Annotated in this window: 17 protein-coding genes, 1 pseudogene and 1 riboswitch; of the genes and pseudogenes, 11 read left to right on the top strand and 7 right to left on the bottom strand. The window is 41.1% G+C overall.

Features of this window, described 5'->3' with window-relative positions; translation table 11 throughout:
• Positions 1-215: 215 nt before the first annotated feature.
• Both ND6B_RS15925 and ND6B_RS15930 read right to left on the bottom strand, forming a co-directional pair.
• Positions 216-1,625, bottom strand: coding sequence for a protein adenylyltransferase SelO (locus tag ND6B_RS15925; RefSeq protein ID WP_033102733.1), 1,410 nt, complete (start codon positions 1,623-1,625; stop codon positions 216-218).
• Between the two features lie 8 nt (positions 1,626-1,633).
• Positions 1,634-2,332 (bottom strand): DNA-3-methyladenine glycosylase I, encoded by a 699-nt coding sequence (locus ND6B_RS15930; RefSeq protein ID WP_033102732.1) that lies wholly within the window; start codon positions 2,330-2,332, stop codon positions 1,634-1,636.
• Between the two features lie 187 nt (positions 2,333-2,519).
• Positions 2,520-2,699: riboswitch (Lysine riboswitch) on the top strand.
• A 127-nt stretch (positions 2,700-2,826) separates the two neighbouring features.
• Between ND6B_RS15930 and dapA the strand changes: the two genes are divergently transcribed.
• The 5 genes from dapA to ND6B_RS15955 all read left to right on the top strand — a co-directional run bounded on the left by dapA (position 2,827) and on the right by ND6B_RS15955 (position 8,008).
• On the top strand, positions 2,827-3,711 hold the full coding sequence (dapA, locus tag ND6B_RS15935) for a 4-hydroxy-tetrahydrodipicolinate synthase (RefSeq protein ID WP_033102731.1): 885 nt from the start codon (positions 2,827-2,829) through the stop codon (positions 3,709-3,711).
• A gap of 15 nt (positions 3,712-3,726) precedes the next feature.
• Complete coding sequence (locus ND6B_RS15940; protein ID WP_013463810.1) at positions 3,727-4,467, top strand: 2,3,4,5-tetrahydropyridine-2,6-dicarboxylate N-succinyltransferase; 741 nt, start codon at positions 3,727-3,729, stop codon at positions 4,465-4,467.
• Complete coding sequence (locus tag ND6B_RS15945) at positions 4,467-5,672, top strand: PLP-dependent decarboxylase (protein WP_033102730.1); 1,206 nt, start codon at positions 4,467-4,469, stop codon at positions 5,670-5,672. The genes ND6B_RS15940 and ND6B_RS15945 overlap by 1 nt, the downstream gene beginning before the upstream one ends.
• Before the next feature lie 5 nt (positions 5,673-5,677).
• Positions 5,678-6,799, top strand: coding sequence for a succinylglutamate desuccinylase/aspartoacylase family protein (locus tag ND6B_RS15950; protein WP_033102729.1), 1,122 nt, complete (start codon positions 5,678-5,680; stop codon positions 6,797-6,799).
• A gap of 177 nt (positions 6,800-6,976) precedes the next feature.
• Complete coding sequence (locus tag ND6B_RS15955; protein ID WP_033102728.1) at positions 6,977-8,008, top strand: phospholipase A; 1,032 nt, start codon at positions 6,977-6,979, stop codon at positions 8,006-8,008.
• 53 nt (positions 8,009-8,061) lie between these two features.
• On the opposite strand, the gene ND6B_RS15960 is transcribed toward ND6B_RS15955, so the two are convergent.
• Complete coding sequence (locus ND6B_RS15960; RefSeq protein WP_033102727.1) at positions 8,062-8,955, bottom strand: bifunctional GNAT family N-acetyltransferase/hotdog fold thioesterase; 894 nt, start codon at positions 8,953-8,955, stop codon at positions 8,062-8,064.
• 122 nt (positions 8,956-9,077) lie between these two features.
• Here ND6B_RS15960 and ND6B_RS15965 point away from each other — a divergent pair, with 122 nt between their 5' ends.
• Entirely contained in the window at positions 9,078-9,824 is a 747-nt protein-coding gene (locus ND6B_RS15965; RefSeq protein WP_033102726.1) for a spermidine synthase, read from the top strand.
• Here the strand turns inward: ND6B_RS15965 and dtd are convergent.
• Together dtd and ND6B_RS15975 are read right to left on the bottom strand one after the other, a co-directional pair.
• A complete protein-coding gene (gene dtd, locus ND6B_RS15970) occupies positions 9,821-10,258 on the bottom strand; it encodes a D-aminoacyl-tRNA deacylase (RefSeq protein ID WP_033102725.1) in 438 nt (145 codons plus the stop codon). The genes ND6B_RS15965 and dtd overlap by 4 nt on opposite strands.
• The gene (locus tag ND6B_RS15975) at positions 10,259-11,140 is read right to left on the bottom strand and encodes a virulence factor BrkB family protein (protein WP_033102737.1); all 882 of its coding nucleotides are present in this window, start codon (positions 11,138-11,140) and stop codon (positions 10,259-10,261) included.
• A gap of 86 nt (positions 11,141-11,226) precedes the next feature.
• Between ND6B_RS15975 and ND6B_RS15980 the strand changes: the two genes are divergently transcribed.
• The 4 genes and pseudogenes from ND6B_RS15980 (at position 11,227) to ND6B_RS15990 (ending at position 14,434) form a co-directional block, all read left to right on the top strand.
• Positions 11,227-11,880: a DUF2959 domain-containing protein gene (locus tag ND6B_RS15980; RefSeq protein WP_013463802.1), complete on the top strand. Its 654-nt coding sequence runs from the start codon at positions 11,227-11,229 to the stop codon at positions 11,878-11,880.
• A gap of 138 nt (positions 11,881-12,018) precedes the next feature.
• Positions 12,019-13,110, top strand: a pseudogene (locus ND6B_RS19535) (MBL fold metallo-hydrolase).
• 88 nt (positions 13,111-13,198) lie between these two features.
• Positions 13,199-13,624 (top strand): BLUF domain-containing protein, encoded by a 426-nt coding sequence (locus ND6B_RS15985; protein WP_033102724.1) that lies wholly within the window; start codon positions 13,199-13,201, stop codon positions 13,622-13,624.
• 78 nt (positions 13,625-13,702) lie between these two features.
• Positions 13,703-14,434 carry a CBM9 family sugar-binding protein gene (locus ND6B_RS15990; RefSeq protein WP_200882072.1) on the top strand — a complete coding sequence of 244 codons (732 nt, stop codon included), beginning with the start codon at positions 13,703-13,705 and terminating at the stop codon, positions 14,432-14,434.
• 217 nt (positions 14,435-14,651) lie between these two features.
• On the opposite strand, the gene ND6B_RS15995 is transcribed toward ND6B_RS15990, so the two are convergent.
• Both ND6B_RS15995 and typA read right to left on the bottom strand, forming a co-directional pair.
• Entirely contained in the window at positions 14,652-14,927 is a 276-nt protein-coding gene (locus tag ND6B_RS15995; protein WP_033102722.1) for a hypothetical protein, read from the bottom strand.
• 368 nt (positions 14,928-15,295) lie between these two features.
• Positions 15,296-17,119, bottom strand: coding sequence for a translational GTPase TypA (typA, locus tag ND6B_RS16000; protein ID WP_013463797.1), 1,824 nt, complete (start codon positions 17,117-17,119; stop codon positions 15,296-15,298).
• Between the two features lie 508 nt (positions 17,120-17,627).
• Between typA and glnA the strand changes: the two genes are divergently transcribed.
• Positions 17,628-19,034, top strand: coding sequence for a glutamate--ammonia ligase (gene glnA / locus ND6B_RS16005; protein ID WP_013463795.1), 1,407 nt, complete (start codon positions 17,628-17,630; stop codon positions 19,032-19,034).
• Positions 19,035-19,120: the final 86 nt, after the last annotated feature.

Here is a 19,120-nt window from a genome sequence, read left to right as displayed (position 1 = left end):
TATATTTTTTCAATATCTAGGATAATAAAACTAGCTCATAAAAAATGTCGATGAACACAGGCTAGCTCAAAAAGCAAACAATCGCTTTAAACCCCACACGATCACTGGCTTTTATGGAGTTATGGTATCACCCGTTCATAGTTTGCTCTATGAATGAACGTCGCTGGAGTAAAAAATGACCTTTTATATTCATTTTAAAATGCAAAAAATCATACTTAAGTACCGCAAAAAGTACGATAATTCTTATCATCTTCGGGCGGCGTTTGAAACTCTGTGGCCTGCACATGGTTTGTGTAAGGGCTCGCCATCACTTGGCTAAAACGACTGAGTAGCTCACTATCCCCATGCGTAGTGTACTGCGTAATAATATCTTCAATAATATGATTACGCGGAATCACACTTGGGTTTGCCTGTCGCATTATATTATAACTATGCTCATTAGTTCGTGTTTGCCATTGCTGCGCCCATGATACGAGTGCTGATGGTATTTGCGCTTGTCCATTTAACGATTCAGTTAACGCATTAAAAGTATTGGTATAATCAAGCTGGTGTTGTTTTAATAACCCTAGTAACTCTCCCACCAACTCATTATCTTTATCATCCGCGACTGTTAACCCTAACTTTTGCGCCCACATAGCGCTAAATTGTTGGTTAAATTGCGTTGAAAAGCCCTCAATTAAAGGCGTCATCATTGCCACCGCTTGCTCGTCATCGTCACTGATCAGCGCCATTAAACTCTCTGCTAAGCGGGCACAGTTCCAACTTGCCATGTTTGGCTGATTACCAAACGCATAACGCCCTTGTTTATCAATAGAGCTAAACACGGTATCAAAATCAAACTGGTTCATCATGGCACATGGGCCGTAATCTATGGTTTCACCACTAATTAAGGTGTTATCGGTGTTCATAACTCCATGAATAAACCCCACCCTCATCCAACTTACGACTAATTTGACTTGGTTGGCGATCACTGCAGCTAAAAAATCTAAATAACGCTGAGCGCCAGTGCTGTTAATCTCGGGATAGTGTCTTTGAATGGCTAAGTCGGCTAAGTTTTTTAGGCTAGTAACGTCACCTTGAGTGGCTAAATATTGAAACGAGCCCACCCGAATATGACTGCTGGCGAGTCGGGTTACAATAGCACCTGGTTGAGGTGGGTTGCGATAAACGGTTTCGCCACTGCCAACCACGGCTAAACAACGCGTTGTTGGAATGCCAAGCGCGTGCATAGCTTCGCTCATTACGTACTCACGAATAGCTGGACCTAATGCACAGCGGCCATCGCCTCCGCGCGAAAATGGCGTAGCACCAGCGCCTTTTAATTGCAGATCCCAAAGCTGATTTTTATCATCGCTAATCGCACCGAGCAAATGTGCCCTACCATCCCCTAGTCGCGGTGAAAAGTGACCAAACTGATGACCAGAATATCCAAGTGCCACCGCAGAAATCGCTTGGGGTTCATTACCGCTAAATATATTTGCTCGTGAATCGGCACTCACCTGTATATTAAATTGCTTAGCTAGGGGCTCATTCCATAACAATAACTGTGGCGCTGCCACTTTAGCCGGATGATCGCTAATAGCAAACCCCTCACCAATGTCGGTATACCTTGGCACTAATTTCATGATTAATCCTATTGTTGTTGGCTTATTCCTACTCGGTTGTCGCCGACACCATAAGCGACAATTAAGCTTAGCTCTTGCATGCTTAAGCCGCTTTGCTGCTGCAGTTCATTAAAGAATGCCTGCGCCGCACTTAGTGACTTTTTAGTTTGTAATCCGCCATCTATAATTTTATGGGCACGCAAATAGCTTTCTACGTCTCTTGAAAGTAAAAAAGTATCTTTTCCTAAGGCGCGCAGCGCATAAGGGCCGGTATTACCACCAAGCCTTGCACCATGCTTTTTTAAATACGCCCACAAGCCAATAATATCTCCACTTGGCCAGTTAGCAATAAACTCACTAAAGCTGCCGTATTGCTCTGCAACTTCGTGGATCATATACGCATTTTCAGTAATAGTTTTTACTTTTTTATAGTTGCGTACAATCCGCTCATCACTGGCTTTTTGCTCAAGCATATCCGGTGGCATCATCAATAGTTTTTCAACATTGAAATCCCAGAAAACCTCTCTAAATCCGGCCCACTTACTGTTGATCACCGACCAATAAAAACCACTTTGAAAAACTTTCCGAGTAAATTCTTCTAGCCAATCATCATCATTTAATGTGAGGAGTTGTTTGTTAGATAAAGGTTTTGCGAGTAACAACTTAAGCATTTTTTCAGAGCCCTTTCGCTCTACCGCTCGCTTATAAATATCACTAAATTTTTCCATCTGCTTAATACCTTACTTCGACAATAGTACTAGTGTACGAGAAAAGCAGCTAATACGTAATAACTGTCAATCAGGATGAATCTATCTATATTTAGTCACTTGACACCTAGACGGCTAAAATGGTTTAATCGCCACACTTACCCTATTACATTGTATTTGCTGATTGATTTTTCAATAGTAAGTGCAAAGGGCTGGAAGAGGTGCGTTATTCAGGTAGCGTATGTTAGGAGCGCAAACTCCATTGAGCATACGTGAGGGGAATTAACGCCGAGAGGTAACACTTTTTTGTGAAAGATTACTTCGGGCGACTAGGTTGAATCCTAGCGACTGTCACCAATAACATATTTGGTGGAGAGCTTCTGGTCTTAGTATAATAAGGCCGTGCGCCCTGTTATATAAGCCCATTCGCTCTTCGAATTATAAATACATTCAAAGAGTCAGGCACCCTAAATACCCGCCAATAACTCGACGAATGCCCTATAAGTTCGTGAGAGATGATCAACAACTTCAATATTAACAATTTCCATTTATGGACTGCGCTGATCACCCCATTTGATCAAAATGGCCTAGTTGATTACGCAACCTTAAACACCTTAGTGGCCGAACAAGAAGCCGCTAACAATGGCATTTTATTACTTGGTAGCACTGGCGAAGGGTTAGCCCTGACCCTAAAAGAACAGCAAGCCATCGTAGAGCATGTTTGCCAATTACAGCCGAGCGTCCCGCTTATGGTCGCAGTCGGTGGTAGTAACTTAAAGCAACAGCTTGAATGGGTTAATTACTGCAACCAGCTGCCTATCCATGGTTTTTTACTCGGCTCGCCTTTGTATGCCAAACCCGGTGCAGTGGGGCAAACGCATTGGTTTGAAAGCCTGCTCAATGCCAGTTCTCATCCTTGTATGCTTTATAACGTACCAGGACGTAGTGCGGTTAGCATTCCCATTGCAACCATTGAAAACCTCAAACAACATAAAAATTTATGGGCACTCAAAGAAGCCAGTGGCTGTATTTCTCAATTTGAAGCCTTTCGAAAAGCGGCGCCTGAACTAGCCATTTTTAGTGGTGACGATGCCCTCATGCCTTACTTTGCCCAAGCAGGTGCAAAAGGTTTAGTGTCGGTTGCAGCCAATGCATGGCCAGTGCAAACCCATGAGTTTGTAAAGCGCAGTTTAAGCGGCCAACACCCTAATCTTTTTGTCCAGTGGTCTAGTGCTATCAATAGCTTATTTTCAGTAGCCAACCCTATCCCAGTCAAAGTGTTAATGCATTTACAAGGGCGTATTGGCAGTCCGTATTTACGCCCACCTTTAACACACCTTGAGCTGACACACACAGATGACATTTCATCGGCAAACAACACCATTTTATCTTGGCATTAAATACAGGTTTTTATAATGAACTGGTTAGAACTATTAAATAATTTAGAAACGGGCGCGGTTCGCGCAGCAACACAAGACGAAAACGGCCAATGGCACGCTAACGTAGAAGTAAAGCAAGGCATTTTAGAAGCCTTTAAAAACGGTCAAAACACCGAGTTTGCTGGCGGTTTTGTTGATAAACATAACTTAGCGCCGCAAAGCTTTGAAGCCACAGCAGGCGTTCGCATGGTACCCGGTGGTTCAAGTGTGCGCCGTGGTGCACATGTTGCCAAAGGCACTATTATTATGCCACCTGCGTACGTAAATATTGGTGCATTTATTGACGAGGGCACTATGGTAGATAGCCACGCGCTCGTAGGGTCGTGTGCTCAAGTAGGTAAAAATGTGCATTTAAGCGCAGCGGTACAATTAGGGGGGGTACTTGAGCCCATTGGTGCCAGCCCTGTGGTTATTGAAGATGATGCCTTTATTGGTGCAGGCTGTGTGATTGTTGAAGGCGTGGTAGTTAAAAAAGGCGCGGTACTTGCTCCAGGTGTTCGCTTATCTGCAACCATCCCTGTTTATGACTGCGTAAATGAGCGCCAGCTTGATAAAGGCGAAGCAATCCCTGAATACGCGATTGTGATCCCTGGATCTCGCCCTGCGTCAAACGATTGGGCGCGTGAGCAAGGCTTAAGCATGTCGTGTGCGTTAATTGTTAAATACCGTGACGAGCAAAGTGACGCGTCATTATTGCTTGAAGAGGTTTTACGTTAATGACCTTTTTGAGCACGCCCGTTAAAAGCGCTATTGATAAGCTATCAACTGAGCTTGATACGCCCTTTTTTGTTTATGATCTTGATTCACTAAACACACATTTAACGCGTTTAGTAGCACAAACCGAGGTAAAACTCTGGTATGCAGTTAAAGCGAACCCGTTATCTAGCGTGATCCAACGCTTAAATAACGCTGGTTTTAACTTTGATGTCGCCAGTAAAGGCGAGCTTGAGCAAGTCCTTGCTCAAGGAATTAACAGTGGACGCGTGCTCAACACGGGGCCTGCAAAAAGCCCTAAACAAATTAAGCACTTTATTGCGCGTGGCGTACGTACCTTTGTGGCCGAAAGTCTCAATCAGGTACGTTGGCTCAACGAACAAGCGATTGCTCAGCAGTGCCAGTTGCAGGTTTTGCTGCGTGTTCAATTACGCTGGCCCGAGGGTGATAAAAACCCGCTAGGGGGCGATAGTCTTACTCCATTTGGCTTAGGGTGCGACGAGTGGCAGGCGCTAAATACCAGTGACTACTGTGCACTTAATTTTGACGGTCTGCATATTTTTCAGTGGGGCAACATGCTTAGCAGCGACAAACTCGCTGAGCTGTGGACACAAATGATTACGCCGTTAAGGCAACTTGCTGAGGATTTAAATATTAACCTCAAGGTGCTGGATTTAGGTGGTGGTTTAGGTATTCCCTATACGCTTGATACGCCCACTCTAAGTTGGGATGCACTCATAGAGGCGCTTGCAAAAATTAAATGCGATGCGGGGGTTACTGAGCTATGGATGGAACTAGGTCGCTACGCTGTAGGCGAATGCGGCCACTACGCCACACCTGTTGTTGAGCGCAAACTAAATTACGGCCAACAACAGGTGATTATGAGCGGCGGCATTAATCATTTATTGCGCCCTGCGGTCACCAGTCAAGATTTCCCTGCGCGTTTATTACGAGATTCAAACGCAGCAAATCAAGCAATGAGCCTATACGGCCCCTTATGTACTGCACTTGATTGCTTAGGAGAGCACCAATTACCCAGTGATTTAAATGAGCAAGACTGGCTAGTATTTAGTCAATGCGGTGCCTACGGTTTTACCGAAAGTATGCCGTACTTTTTATGTCATGAGCTGGCCGGTGAATATGTTATACACAATGGCGTATTGAGTTGCGTGCGACAAGCAGAAGATGCAAGCCACTACTTGAGGTAAAAAAGATGAATAACACCACAGCTATAAGCCAAGAAAACATTGTAGTTGGCGAAGTCGCAAACGGACTACCACTGACTATTCCTGTGTATCGTTTAAAAGGCGATGGCACCGGCCCAAGTGTGTATGTACAAGCAAATATGCATGGCGCAGAAGTGCAAGGCAACGCGGTAATTTACCAATTACTTGAGCAACTAAAAACACTTAATTTAAAAGGTGATATTACCTTAGTTCCTTACGCTAACCCCATTGGCTGTAATCAAAAGTCGGGGGAATTTACCCTTGGCCGATTCGATCCCATTACGGGGACTAATTGGAATCGCATGTATCACTGCAATAATAAACTTGCGACCCAGTTTGCACAGCAGTTCAGCGATGCCGATGATAAGATTCTGAAAACAGCCTTTAAAGCCGCGTTAATTAATGACGTTGAGCAACAACTCAACGGCCCTGATTATCGTTTAACAACGGGGAAACGGATTGCGCTAAACTTACAAAAATTGGCGCATCAAGCAGATATAGTTTTAGATTTACACACCGGCCCTATTTCTAGTCAGCACTTATATTGCCCTGAGTATGCGACCGATAGCGCGCGTTACTTTAATATTCCCCATGTGCTGGTTATTCCTAATGACTTTGATGGCGCAATGGATGAAGCAAGCTTTTGTCCATGGTGGCAGCTTAGTGAGCAACTTGCTCAGCAAGGGCGTGAATTTAACGTGCAAGTTGAAGCCTTTACGGTAGAGCTTGGCAGCCAAGAAAAAATCGATTTAAGAGCGGCACTAGACGATGCCAATAGTATTTTAAGTTATTTAAATCATAAGCAAGTATTTGTTGATGCCCCCTACAAGCCAAAATTGATGACAAGATATGGCTGCCAACTAAATGATTATATCGCTTATTACGCCCCCATGGGTGGCATGGTCGAATACCTAGCACCTCTTGGCGGGCATGTTAAAGCTGGAGAACCCATTGCTAAAATACTGCGAATGGAGCGCTATTTAAGCGAACAACCGCTGCAAACTCTAAGCTTTGATCTCGATGCAATTGCGATATTGCATTTTGCCTCAGCGAGTGTGAATCAAGGTACCGAGCTGTATAAATTTTTTACCAACGTCTTTGAGCTTTAGCTCACCCCTTCTCATTGCGTGAGAGTTAGCTAGTAAATAACTAGTTACACAGTAAAAGCGACTTAGGTCGCTTTTCTTTTTAAAGTATTAAAGTTCAGGACAAATTCACCGTTTATGTGTTAAAAAGGCGCTATAATTAGCAAAATACTGACTTCCCTCACTTACAAAGGAATTATAATGAGTTGGCGCCATTGGATACTACTTTCTACATTACTCAGCACAACCGTTGTTGCTGAAGAAACAGCGAATAACGAGCAAAACAATGAACTTGAGCTGGTAAAGCAATGTATTTTAAATGAAGTGATCGGTGGAGACGGTAAGCAAACCCTCGATCAATTACGTAAAAAGTGTTCTGCCGTTGAAGAAAGCAAGCAGCTAACGGCTATCGACAAACGCCAAGCCCGTGAAGCGGTTGGTAAAAAAAATCGTAATGTAATTACTCCGCATAAACGTAATTATATTTTACCTGTTTCTTATATGTCGAACCCAAACACTCGCCCGTTTGATGGATTTGCAGAGTTAACCGATAAAAAAGATGGCGACCCACTTGATAACTTAGAAGCTAAATATCAGTTATCAATTAAAGTGCCTTTGTATGATGAGTTTGCCGATTCAGACCAAGCGATATTTTTTGGCTTTACTTTGCAGTCATACTGGCAAGTATATAACGACGATATTTCCTCTCCTTTTCGTGAAACCAACTACGAGCCAGAAGTATTTTGGATTAATTACTTAGACCCTGAAAACGTTTTATGGGGCGATGAAATGGCAATAGCCATTGGTATTTCGCACCAATCTAATGGTCGTAGTCAGCCAAACTCGCGTTCTTGGAATCGCATTTATGCCGATTTCATTTGGGAAAAAGACGGCTTTGTATTTAGCTTTAAACCTTGGTATCGCATTCCTGAAAACAAAAAGCCTGCGCCGTTAGATGCACGAGGTGACGATAATCCAGATATCTATAAATACATGGGTTACTTTGAATTTGGTGGCGCGTATCGCTTTAACGATCATGAATTTAGTTTTATGACTCGTAATAATTTAAATTCAGATAACCGCGGGGCAATTCAGCTTGATTGGTCATTCCCATTATGGGGAAGAGTTCGCGGCTACGCACAATATTTTAATGGCTATGGCGAGAGCTTGATAGACTATAACACCGATATTGAACGCTTTGGTGTGGGTATATTACTGACAGATTTACTGTAAAAAATGCTTATAAAAAAGCCAAGCAACTCGCTTGGCTTTTTCGTTTATTCTTATTATTTTCTAACCACAAACTGCCCTTCAAATTGAGCAACCACCTCGTCACCATCAAAAATGGTTACCGGCACTAGGTAACTTGCTTTACCCGCATCTTGTAACTCATTTAAGTTCCCTTTACAGGTTTGAATATTCACACAGCCCTTAGGGTCGGTATTAAGTGGCTTTAAATACTTAATGTTGGCATCTGCTAACACGATATTCCCTTCAAGCCCTGCTTCTTTTAATGCTAAATACGTTGCACCCCAACCCGTTAACGTAGCTAGGCTATAAATAGAGCCCGCAAACATAGTGTTGTGTAAATTTAAGTTAGCATTTAAATCTGCACGAGTAGTAAATTGCCAATCTGTGTAACTTTCAACTTTTATTCCCATTGCATCACTAATGGGGATTGATTCACGCCATGTGTTTTGCAGTACTTGAGTCCAATTTGGGTGGCGAAACCAACCTGGTTCACTCGGTTTGAGCTTAACCATTTTATAATGCTGTACATCACCATAAGCCAAATGTGCTTTTTCTTTATTTTCATAGCCATGGCGCTGATAAAATTCCAGTGCACGTTCGCGAGCAAACAACACTAATTCATCAGCATCTTGATTCCACGCTATTTTTTCGAGTTCATGTAACAAGCGGCTACCAATATGTTGATTACGATTACCCTCTGCAACCGCCATATAACGTACTTGAGCTTGTTGCTGATTATTAAAGTGCAAACGAGCCACACCCAATACTTCACCCGCTTTATTTTTAATGAAGCGATGCTCAGCCTCTTGCTCTAAATCGTCTTGCTCAGAGCCCCGAGGTTCGCCCCATGGGGCACGTAAAACCTGCCAGCGTAATTGGTAATAGGCTTGCCAGTCTTCACTACTTTGTGGGGTGCTCACTTGAAACATACATACTCCATAAATTAAAAATGTAAAATATTACGCTGTGCATTTTGTGAAAAACACCATACTCGATCTGGATAAAACTGCAAATAAGACTTTGGTGCTGAGAAAACAGCTGTAAAAAATTAATGACAAAAGCCGTTGCGATTTACCTCTGCTGGTTTATGCTCAATAGCATGAATAAATATATCCATTGCAGTAGTGGCCTGATCAGCCAACATTTTATTGAGCATAGCTCATCGCTAGGCCAGTTGCTTTATTGGCATAATCAACATGGTGAGCACATACAAGTAAGAGAGTATCAACAACTTCGCTGGCTACTCATTAATAACACGTTGCAGTCTGTTATTTTAAAAGCAAAACCACATGCATTACTGTTTCCACACCTTGCTTATTTAGCAACGTCTTGGCAACAGCTACCTGCGCCTAAAAAAGTACTCGAACTGGGGTTAGGTGGCGGTGCCATTCGTAATTACTTATTAGAACAGTATCCTCAAGTGCAGGTTACTTCAGTAGAGAAAAGTCCCTATATTATTGACTGTTATCAACAATTTTTTGCCCCCAGTGAACAACAACAGATTCATTGCGAGGATGCGCAAACAATTTTAAAATCAGCAGAGCATATGGACTGGGTCATTTTAGATTTATTTAGTGAGTTAGACGCCCCGCGATTTTTATTTGATTCATGCTTTTATCAAACAATTTATGATGCACTTGATCAACAGGGCATCTTATTTATTAACTTTTTATCGCAGCACTCATCACAACTCACTCAGTTACAACATGTACTACTGACTGTATTTGGGAAGGCTATTAGTATTCAAAAAATTACCGGCTTTGTTAATCATATTGTGATTGTAGAAAAAGCACGTTAAGCGGTTAAATTAAAGGTAACCGGCCCATCGTTACATAAACTCACCTGCATATCGGCTGCAAATTCACCGGTAGCGACTTTAATACCGAGTAATTTAGCCTGCTCTACAAAGTAATTATATAGCGCTTGCGCTTGGTCTGGTGTAGCTGCCGATGAAAAGCTAGGCCGCATGCCTTTTTTTGTATTGGCTGCGAGCGTAAATTGCGATACGACTAACAGTTCGCCTTGTATGTCTTTAAGGCTGAGATTCATTTTATCGTTTTCGTCATTAAAAATACGGTAATTGGTGACTTTGTGTAATAGTTTATCAGCGCTGCTTTCATCATCTTCTTTTTCAACCCCCAGCAATAATACAATGCCTTGTTTAATTTCACCGACAAGCTGTTGGTCTATCACCACATTAGCGTGTGTTACTCGTTGAATTAATCCCTGCATTTACTCTATATCCTCTGCTTGTTGATCTTTTTTATTGTAATGCTGCATGTTAATACACACGGTGAATTCAGCGCCTAGTAGCACCACGACCCACGACAAGTAAACCCATACAAACAAAATAGGAATGGTTGCTACCGCACCATAAATCACTTCGTATGATGGAAAATGGCTAATGTACAAAGCAAAGCCTTTTTTGGTTAGCTCAAATAACATGGCAGCAAATAGCGCACCGGGAACGGCTGCTTTAAACGAAACGCGAGTATTAGGCACTAAGGTGTAAAGCATAATAAAACCGGCCATAGAGATAGCGTACGGTAGTAGCTTTAACAAGAAACCACTAAACCCTGGGATCCCCTGATCGGCAAACGATACCAACGACACAATATATGAGGTTACACCGATACTGGCGCCCAGTAATACGGGCCCTAAGCTGAGTACCATCCAATATACGGCAAACGATATCATCATCGGGCGTTTTTTCTTTACTCGCCAAATACGGTTTAACGTGGCATCTACATTACGAATAAGTAGCAAGGCAATGGCTGCTAAAAAGCCAATACCTACTGCCGTCATTTGATTAGCGTTACTAGCAAACGAGCTAATATGCTCTTTAATAACACCAGAAGAGGTGGGCACAAAATTAGTAAACAAAAAGCTCTCAATGGCTAAACGGGTCGACTCAAATCCTGGAAAAGCAGAAAATATTGCCACACCTACAGCAATAAGTGGGACTAACGAAAGTAAAGTAACGTACGCTAAATACCCTGCATTAATGGTTATTTGATCGTCAATACAACGATTAAAATATTGCATCCACCAGCCTGGTTGCAGTTTTAAAAACGCCTTAACTTGCTGTTTATAATGGGAGAGCTTATCATTCATACAATTAACTTTGTTGGTGAGCTTTTGATTATAATAACAATCAAGGCCATAATTTACAGCATTAACACTCCTAAATAGGAATTCAGATGAAAAAACAAACATTTTTAGGGACAACCATACTTGCGTTAATGCTGATGCTCTCTGGTTGTCAGTCTGCTTATTATTCGGCAATGGAAAAAGTAGGTGTTCATAAGCGTGATATTTTGATTGACCGCGTAGAAGAAACAAAAGACTCACAACAAGAGTCTCAACAAGAATTTCAATCAGCACTTGAGCGTTTAACTACACTCATTAATTTTGATGGCGGTGAATTGCAAGATGCTTACAATCAACTTAATGACGACTACGAGTCAAGCCTTCAAGCGGCAAACGAAGTATCAAGTAACATTAATAAAGTTGAAGACGTAGCAGAAGCTTTATTTGATGAGTGGAATGATGAGTTAGAGCAATACAAAAGTGCCTCACTTAAGCGTGAAAGCAGCAAAAAGTTAGCAGCAACACAACGTCAATTCGACCAGTTACTTCGCTCAATGCGCAGCGCCGAGAGTAAAATGGAGCCGGTATTATCATCTTTAAAAGACAACGTATTGTATTTAAAGCATAACTTAAATGCGCAAGCGGTAGCGGCTATCAAAGGTGAATTTACTAACTTAAAGCGCGATATTCAGTTATTAATGAATGATATGAACAAATCGATTGAAGACTCAAATAAATTTATTGAGCAAATGAATAAATCCTAAATATTTAACCTATTAAACTGAGCCCGCTAAAAATAGCGGGCTTTTTTATACACACTTTTTGTTACTTTTTTGTCCTTTTTTAGCAAACTGCTTTTGTTACACTTTCAGTAAGATAAAAATAACAACTAAAAATGAATTATGAAAATACATACACTTAGCTTAATCATCGCCTCCAGTGTGCTCGTTGCATGCAGCACTGCGAATAATATTGAGGTTATTGCAGGCCCTGATACCGTTATTCCACTTCATCAACAAGGTTAGCAAGCTGGGCGCTACCACAACCTCTACCCAGGCAAAAAAAGTTATCCTGTTAGCTGTGAAACTGATTGCTACCCAAAAAACAATAACTTAGTTTGTGAAACAGAGGCTGAAAATTGCCAATATCAAGGTCAGCAAAAAAATCCGCAGGTTAATGCGGGCTTTACTATTCGTTGGCTCGGACACGCAGGCTTTGTGATCAAAACCCCGAATGGCCAACAAGTTGTATTTGATCCCGTAAAAGAGCAATTTGACTCGCCTATTGATTTAGCTTTTCGCCTTACTTCAGGATTTTATCGCAAGCCTGGCGACTGGCTCACAGACAATGAATTGAAAAACTTAGTCGCCGTTATGTATTCTCACATTCACTACGATCATTTCAATAAAGCCGATATTGAAGAAATTGGTAATCAGCCTCGCTACCTAACCCCCCTTGGCATGGCTGATAACTTTCCAACAGGTGGCTTTAACATTAGTGAAATGGCATGGTATGCAAAAACTAAAATTGATGATTTAACCATTCATGCGCTACCTGCGCATCATTTTAGTAGCCGTGTGTTAGTGCCTTTTATTTATGAAGATAATAATAAAGACCTATGGAATGGCTGGTTACTTGAGCAAAGTGGCAGCACTTTATTTTTTGCAGGCGACACTGGTTATTCAAAACACTTCAACGATATACAGCAAAAATATGGCGATATCGATGTGTGCTTAATGCCTATTGCCTCTTATTACCATAAAGAGAACGGCAACTGGTACCGTTATGTACATACCACTTCTGAGGATGCATTAACCGCAGCACAAGCGCTTAACTGTAAAGTAATGATACCGTGGGGCTATGGTAACTCAAGTTGGAAGATGGGCGATCACAGCAGCCACTCTGCACTACTGCGCTTATTGCATATGCATAAAAAAATGGATTCGAAGATACCCCTGTATATTTTAAATGAAGGTGAAAGTATCCAGCTTTAATTAGTCATTTACGCAAAATGCGTTTACATAATTAGTAATAACCCCCTCACTGAACTATCTTTAATTAACTAAACAGTCAGGGGGTTTTATGTTTCTTGTGCGACTCATTTACGCCAGTAAAATAAGTAGTGGTTTTGGGCCTGAAGATATAGAAAGTATTTTACAAAGTGCGCGAACCTACAATGTAAAAACAAATGTCACCGGCATGTTATGCTTTAGCAATGAGTACTTTTTGCAATACCTTGAAGGCTCCAGAACAGCAGTAAATAACACCTATCAGCAAATATTAAATGACAAACGCCACCACAATGTAATTATGCTCAACTATACCCTAATTCCCGAAAGAGAGTTTGAACAATGGTCAATGGGCTATGTGTCGCAATCACAGCTAACCGAATCACTGAATCTAAAATACTCTGGTAACATTGACTTTAACCCTTTTAAAATGTCGGGTGAAAGTGCGCATTTACTGATGCTGGCATTAAAAACAAGCATAGCTGGAGCAATAAGTTAATATAATAAATACACTATGAGATTGTTTTTGATAGCTATTTAAGCCAAGCTAAATCATCTTTAATTAATGAGATTATTAATGAAAAAAACACTACTCGCTTTTAGTTTGCTTTTTACCCAACCACTTATGGCTATTGAAGTTAGTCATACATCAACAGCTATTATTATTGATGGCGTCTCTGAAAGTACATGGGATAGCGCCACATGGCATCCTATGCCGTACCTAATGGATGGCGCACTTCCCTCATCAGAGGCCGATTTTAAAGGCCGCTACCGTCTTCTATGGGATGAAAACTACTTGTATTTACAAGCAGATATTAGTGACGATGTGCTTATTGATACTCACCCAGATCCAACTGATAAATACTGGGACGATGATGCCTTAGAAGTGTTTATAGATAGTGACGCATCGGGTGGTAATCATCAGTTTAATCATACCGCGTTTGCTTATCATATTGGTCTTGATAACCAAGCCGCCGATTATGGCCCTGATAAAAAAGCGCATTTATATACCGACCACTTAGTTAGTAACTGGAAACGCAATACCACTGCACCTTATAACATCACGTGGGAAGTGGCGATAAAACTCTACCCAAATGATTTCCAAGAAGGCGCACAAAACACACCGATTAAATTAACTGAAAAACACGTTATTGGCTTTATGCTCGCCTACTGCGATAACGATGGTAGCGAAGTACGTGAACACTTTATGGGCTCACACGAAGTAAAGCCAGTGAATGGTGACAGAAACCGTGGATTTATCGACGCCAGTGTATTTGGCAAAATCACTCTACTGCCAAAAAGTAAGTAACTTCCAATAAGGTAATTGAAAACGTAGGTTGGGTTGAGCGAAGCGAAACCCAACAAAAAAATATCCTACCAACAAAAACAGCTGCTTTTCATTATCAGTTGCTTCCCCCTCCCTCATTGACTTCTCATTATCTCCTCTTTGTGAAAAGATTTTTTAAGTGAATTATTCAAACAAAAGCCTAACAGCACGGTAATGCTAAAAAAGAAAAACGTCTATTTTATAAGGTGTTATTCGGGTAAATGTGCTCTTGCTGTTTACTACTACACTCATCATCATTGAGAGAGCGACCAATAGGGCCAAATAACATATTCAAAAGACCATTAATCACGTTTACGTTTTGATTTTTATCATTGCTATTAAGCCCACTAGCGTGCTTATGACGCTCATTACTTTTCGCCGCCCCTGTAACAAAATCACACCCTGATCTTATGGCTTGTGACGAAGTACAACCAGATAAAAAAACACTGATCACAATAAGTATTACTTTAACCAAAACTATTCCCTTAATTTATGTGAATTTTAAAAACATGATCACTTTAACAACTCGCTCTACAAAGTAGTGTAAAAAATTGTATTAAATCTGATTATTCAACCTGTAGACACTAAAATTGACCTGAACATACTGAGTATTATCTACTTGTATTTATTGCTATATTTTAACTTAACTAGTTACTAAGCGGTACAAATGCACATTATTTTCATAGAGAAATAATTACCTGAGATCTTTGGAGCTAACTTTATCTATCTAGTTTAATCTGACACCTGACGACTTATAGCTAACAGCGCTTGTTTTCATCCACAAAAAAGCCGCTGTATTTTGCAATACAGCGGCTTTTAAAATCATGATTCTAAATTAATAGATTATGACTTTGGCGCACGACCCGCACGTTTACGCTCATTTTCAGTTAAATGACGTTTACGAATACGAATGTTCTCAGGTGTAACTTCTACTAACTCATCATCAGCAATAAACTCAAGCGCTTGCTCAAGTGAATAGTTAAGAGCTGGTGTTAGTGTTTGTGCTTCATCGGTACCAGATGCACGAACGTTAGTAAGTTGCTTACCTTTAAGCGCATTAACTGTAAGGTCGTTATCACGGCTATGAATACCGATAACCATACCTTCGTATACTTCAACACCGTGACCGATGAATAAACGGCCGCGCTCTTGTAAGTTAAATAATGCGTTAGTTAGTGCTTTACCTGTTGCATTTGCAATCATTACACCGTTCTTACGAACACCTAGCTCGCCACCTTTGTGCGGACCGTAGTGATCGAACGTATGGTAAAGTAAACCAGAACCCGATGTTAACGTCATGAACTCAGTTTGGAAACCGATTAAACCACGGCTTGGGATCATAAAGTCCAAACGCATACGGCCTTTACCATCTGGGGCCATATCAGTAAGCTCACCCTTACGAAGACCAATTTGTTCCATGATAGAACCCTGGTGCTCTTCTTGACAGTCAATTGTTAGTGTTTCATACGGTTCTTCTAACACACCATCAACAGTACGTAAGATAACTTCTGGACGAGATACCGCTAACTCGTAACCTTCACGACGCATGTTCTCGATTAAGATACCTAAGTGTAATTCACCACGACCCGATACACGGAAGCTATCTGGGTTATCAGTGTCTGCAACGCGAAGTGCAACGTTGTGTACTAATTCTTTGTCTAAACGCTCACGGATATTACGTGATGTTACAAACTTACCTTCTTTACCACAGAAAGGTGAGTTATTTACAGAGAACGTCATCGTTACTGTTGGCTCATCAACACTTAGTGGAGGTAATGCTTCAACGTTGTTAGGACAACAAAGCGTATCTGAAATCTTAAGCTCGCCAAGACCCGTTACCGTTACGATGTTACCAGCGTAAGCTTTGTCAGTGTCAATACGCTCAAGACCTAAGTAGCTTTGTACTGAACCAATTTTACCGTTACGTTTAGACCCGTCAGCGCTAATAACCGTAACTTGTTGGTTAGGTACAACTGAACCGCGTTTGATACGACCAATGCCAATTACACCTTTATAAGAGTTGTAATCAAGCTGTGAGATCTGCATTTGGAAGTCACCTTCAGGATCTGCATCCGGTGGTGATACTTCGTCAACGATCATCTTGAACATAGGTTCCATGTTATCAGATGCTTCGTCTAAATCTAATGTAGCCCAACCATTGATTGCTGATGCGTAGATTACTTTAAAGTCTAACTGTTCATCAGTTGCGCCTAGGTTATCGAACAAATCAAAGATTTGATCCATAACCCAATCAGGGCGAGCACCTGGCTTATCAATTTTATTGATAACAACGATTGGCTTTAAGCCTTGCGCGAATGCCTTTTGCGTTACGAAACGCGTTTGTGGCATTGGACCTTCCTGAGCATCAACAAGTAGTAATACTGAGTCAGCCATCGAAAGTACGCGTTCAACTTCACCACCGAAGTCGGCGTGTCCAGGAGTATCTACGATATTGATATGGTAATCATTCCATGAGATAGCGGTGTTTTTCGCTAAAATGGTAATACCACGTTCTTTTTCAATGTCGTTTGAATCCATCACGCGCTCTTCATTACCGCCGCGTGTTTCTAATGTACCTGATTGCTCAAGTAGTTTATCAACCAGTGTTGTTTTACCGTGGTCAACGTGGGCGATAATTGCTATATTTCTTAACTTTTCGATGCTCATATATTCACTCAGAGAAATTGAATCTCATTGATCCTGCAGGGGCTATACGTTCTCACCTGCGCTTTCACGAGATGTCCCAGCATAGGATTTAAAAGGGCGCATATTATCCCCTATAAATGGAATGGATGAAAGTTTATCCAAAATAAAATTTCAAACTTTCGCAATAAAATAATTAACCCATTGTTTTAAAATAATTAATTATGATAATTAATTTTTAGATATTTATATAAAAAGATGGTTTTGGGTTAATTTAAAGCGACTTTACTGCGTATTTTGCATTTTCTTTGTGCTAGTCTAAGGTGATTAATTTACAAGCAATTATTGCTTTGTAAATATTGCACCATTTTGGAAAAATTACGCACTAAGATGGTGCTTAATCTATATCACCTTTATTTTATTTATATTTTTTTACATAAAAAACAAATAATTATAATAGTGGCACAAAATCAGCTTGTAGATATTCAACGTATCTAAGCAGCAATAATAAAACCCAATAGTTGGAGGACACATGTCACAATCGGTTTTAGATTTTATTAAAGAAAATGACGTTAAGTTCATTGATTTACGCTTTACTGACACAAAAGGTAAAGAGCAACATGTTTCTATTCCTCATCATCAAGTTGATGAAGACTTTTTCGAAGATGGAAAGATGTTTGACGGTTCTTCAATTGCTGGCTGGAAAGGCATCAACGAATCAGACATGGTGTTACTACCAGATGCAGATTCAATTAAACTTGACCCTTTCACAGAAGAAACAACACTCATCGTTCGTTGTGACGTGGTTGAACCTTCTACATTACAAGGTTACGAACGCGACCCTCGCTCAGTTGCTAAGCGCGCTGAAGAGTACATGCGCTCTACGGGTATTGCTGACACTGTTTTATTTGGCCCAGAACCAGAGTTTTTCGTATTTGACGATGTTAAATACAAATCTGACATGTCAGGTTCAATGTATAAAATTGATTCTAAGCAAGCAGCTTGGAACTCAGATAAAGAATATGCAGATGGCAATACAGGCCATCGCCCAGGTGTTAAAGGCGGTTACTTCCCAGTTGCACCTGTTGATGATTTCCAAGATTGGCGTTCTGCAACGTGCCTAGTTTTAGAAGAAATGGGTCAAGTTGTTGAAGCGCATCACCACGAAGTGGCGACTGCCGGTCAAAACGAGATCGCAACGCGTTTTAACACTATGGTGTTAAAGGCCGATGAAATCCAAGAAATGAAATATGTTATCCACAACATGGCTCACCTTTACGGTAAAACGGCAACATTTATGCCTAAGCCGGTTGTTGGTGATAACGGTTCTGGTATGCACTGTCACCAGTCTTTAGCAAAAGATGGCGTAAACTTATTCGCAGGTGATAAATACGGCGGACTTTCTGAAGATGCACTTTACTACATTGGCGGTATCATCAAACATGCTAAAGCGATCAACGCTTTTGCTAACGCGTCAACTAACTCGTACAAACGTTTAGTACCTGGTTTTGAAGCTCCGGTAATGCTTGCATACTCGGCTCGTAACCGTTCGGCGTCAATCCGTATTCCAGTTGTGCCATCTGCAAAAGGTCGTCGTATCGAAGTACGCTTTCCAGATCCAACAGCTAACCCATACCTTGCTTTCTCAGCAATGCTTATGGCTGGCCTTGACGGAATTAAAAACAAGATCCACCCTGGCGATGCTATGGACAAGGATTTATACGACTTACCAGCTGAAGAAGCGGCAGAAATTCCAACAGTAGCCTCATCATTAGATGAAGCACTAGCTGCACTTGATTCAGACCGTGAATTCTTAAACCAAGGTGGTGTATTCACCAATGACCTAATCGATGCTTACATCGCACTTAAGTCAAAAGAAGTTGAAAAACTTAACATGACAACTCACCCTGTTGAGTTCGAAATGTACTACAGCTGTTAATTTATTAACCGATAAATAATGTGTGTTTTAAGCCCGCTTTGCGGGCTTTTTTTATGGTAAATTTAACGGTTCTACACTAAAGTGAA

This window comes from Pseudoalteromonas sp. ND6B, from assembly GCF_000764215.1.
Taxonomy (GTDB): Bacteria; Pseudomonadota; Gammaproteobacteria; order Enterobacterales; family Alteromonadaceae; genus Pseudoalteromonas; species Pseudoalteromonas tetraodonis.
The sequence above is the reverse complement of the archived record's forward strand: the minus strand, read 5'-3'. Positions and strand labels throughout refer to the sequence as shown.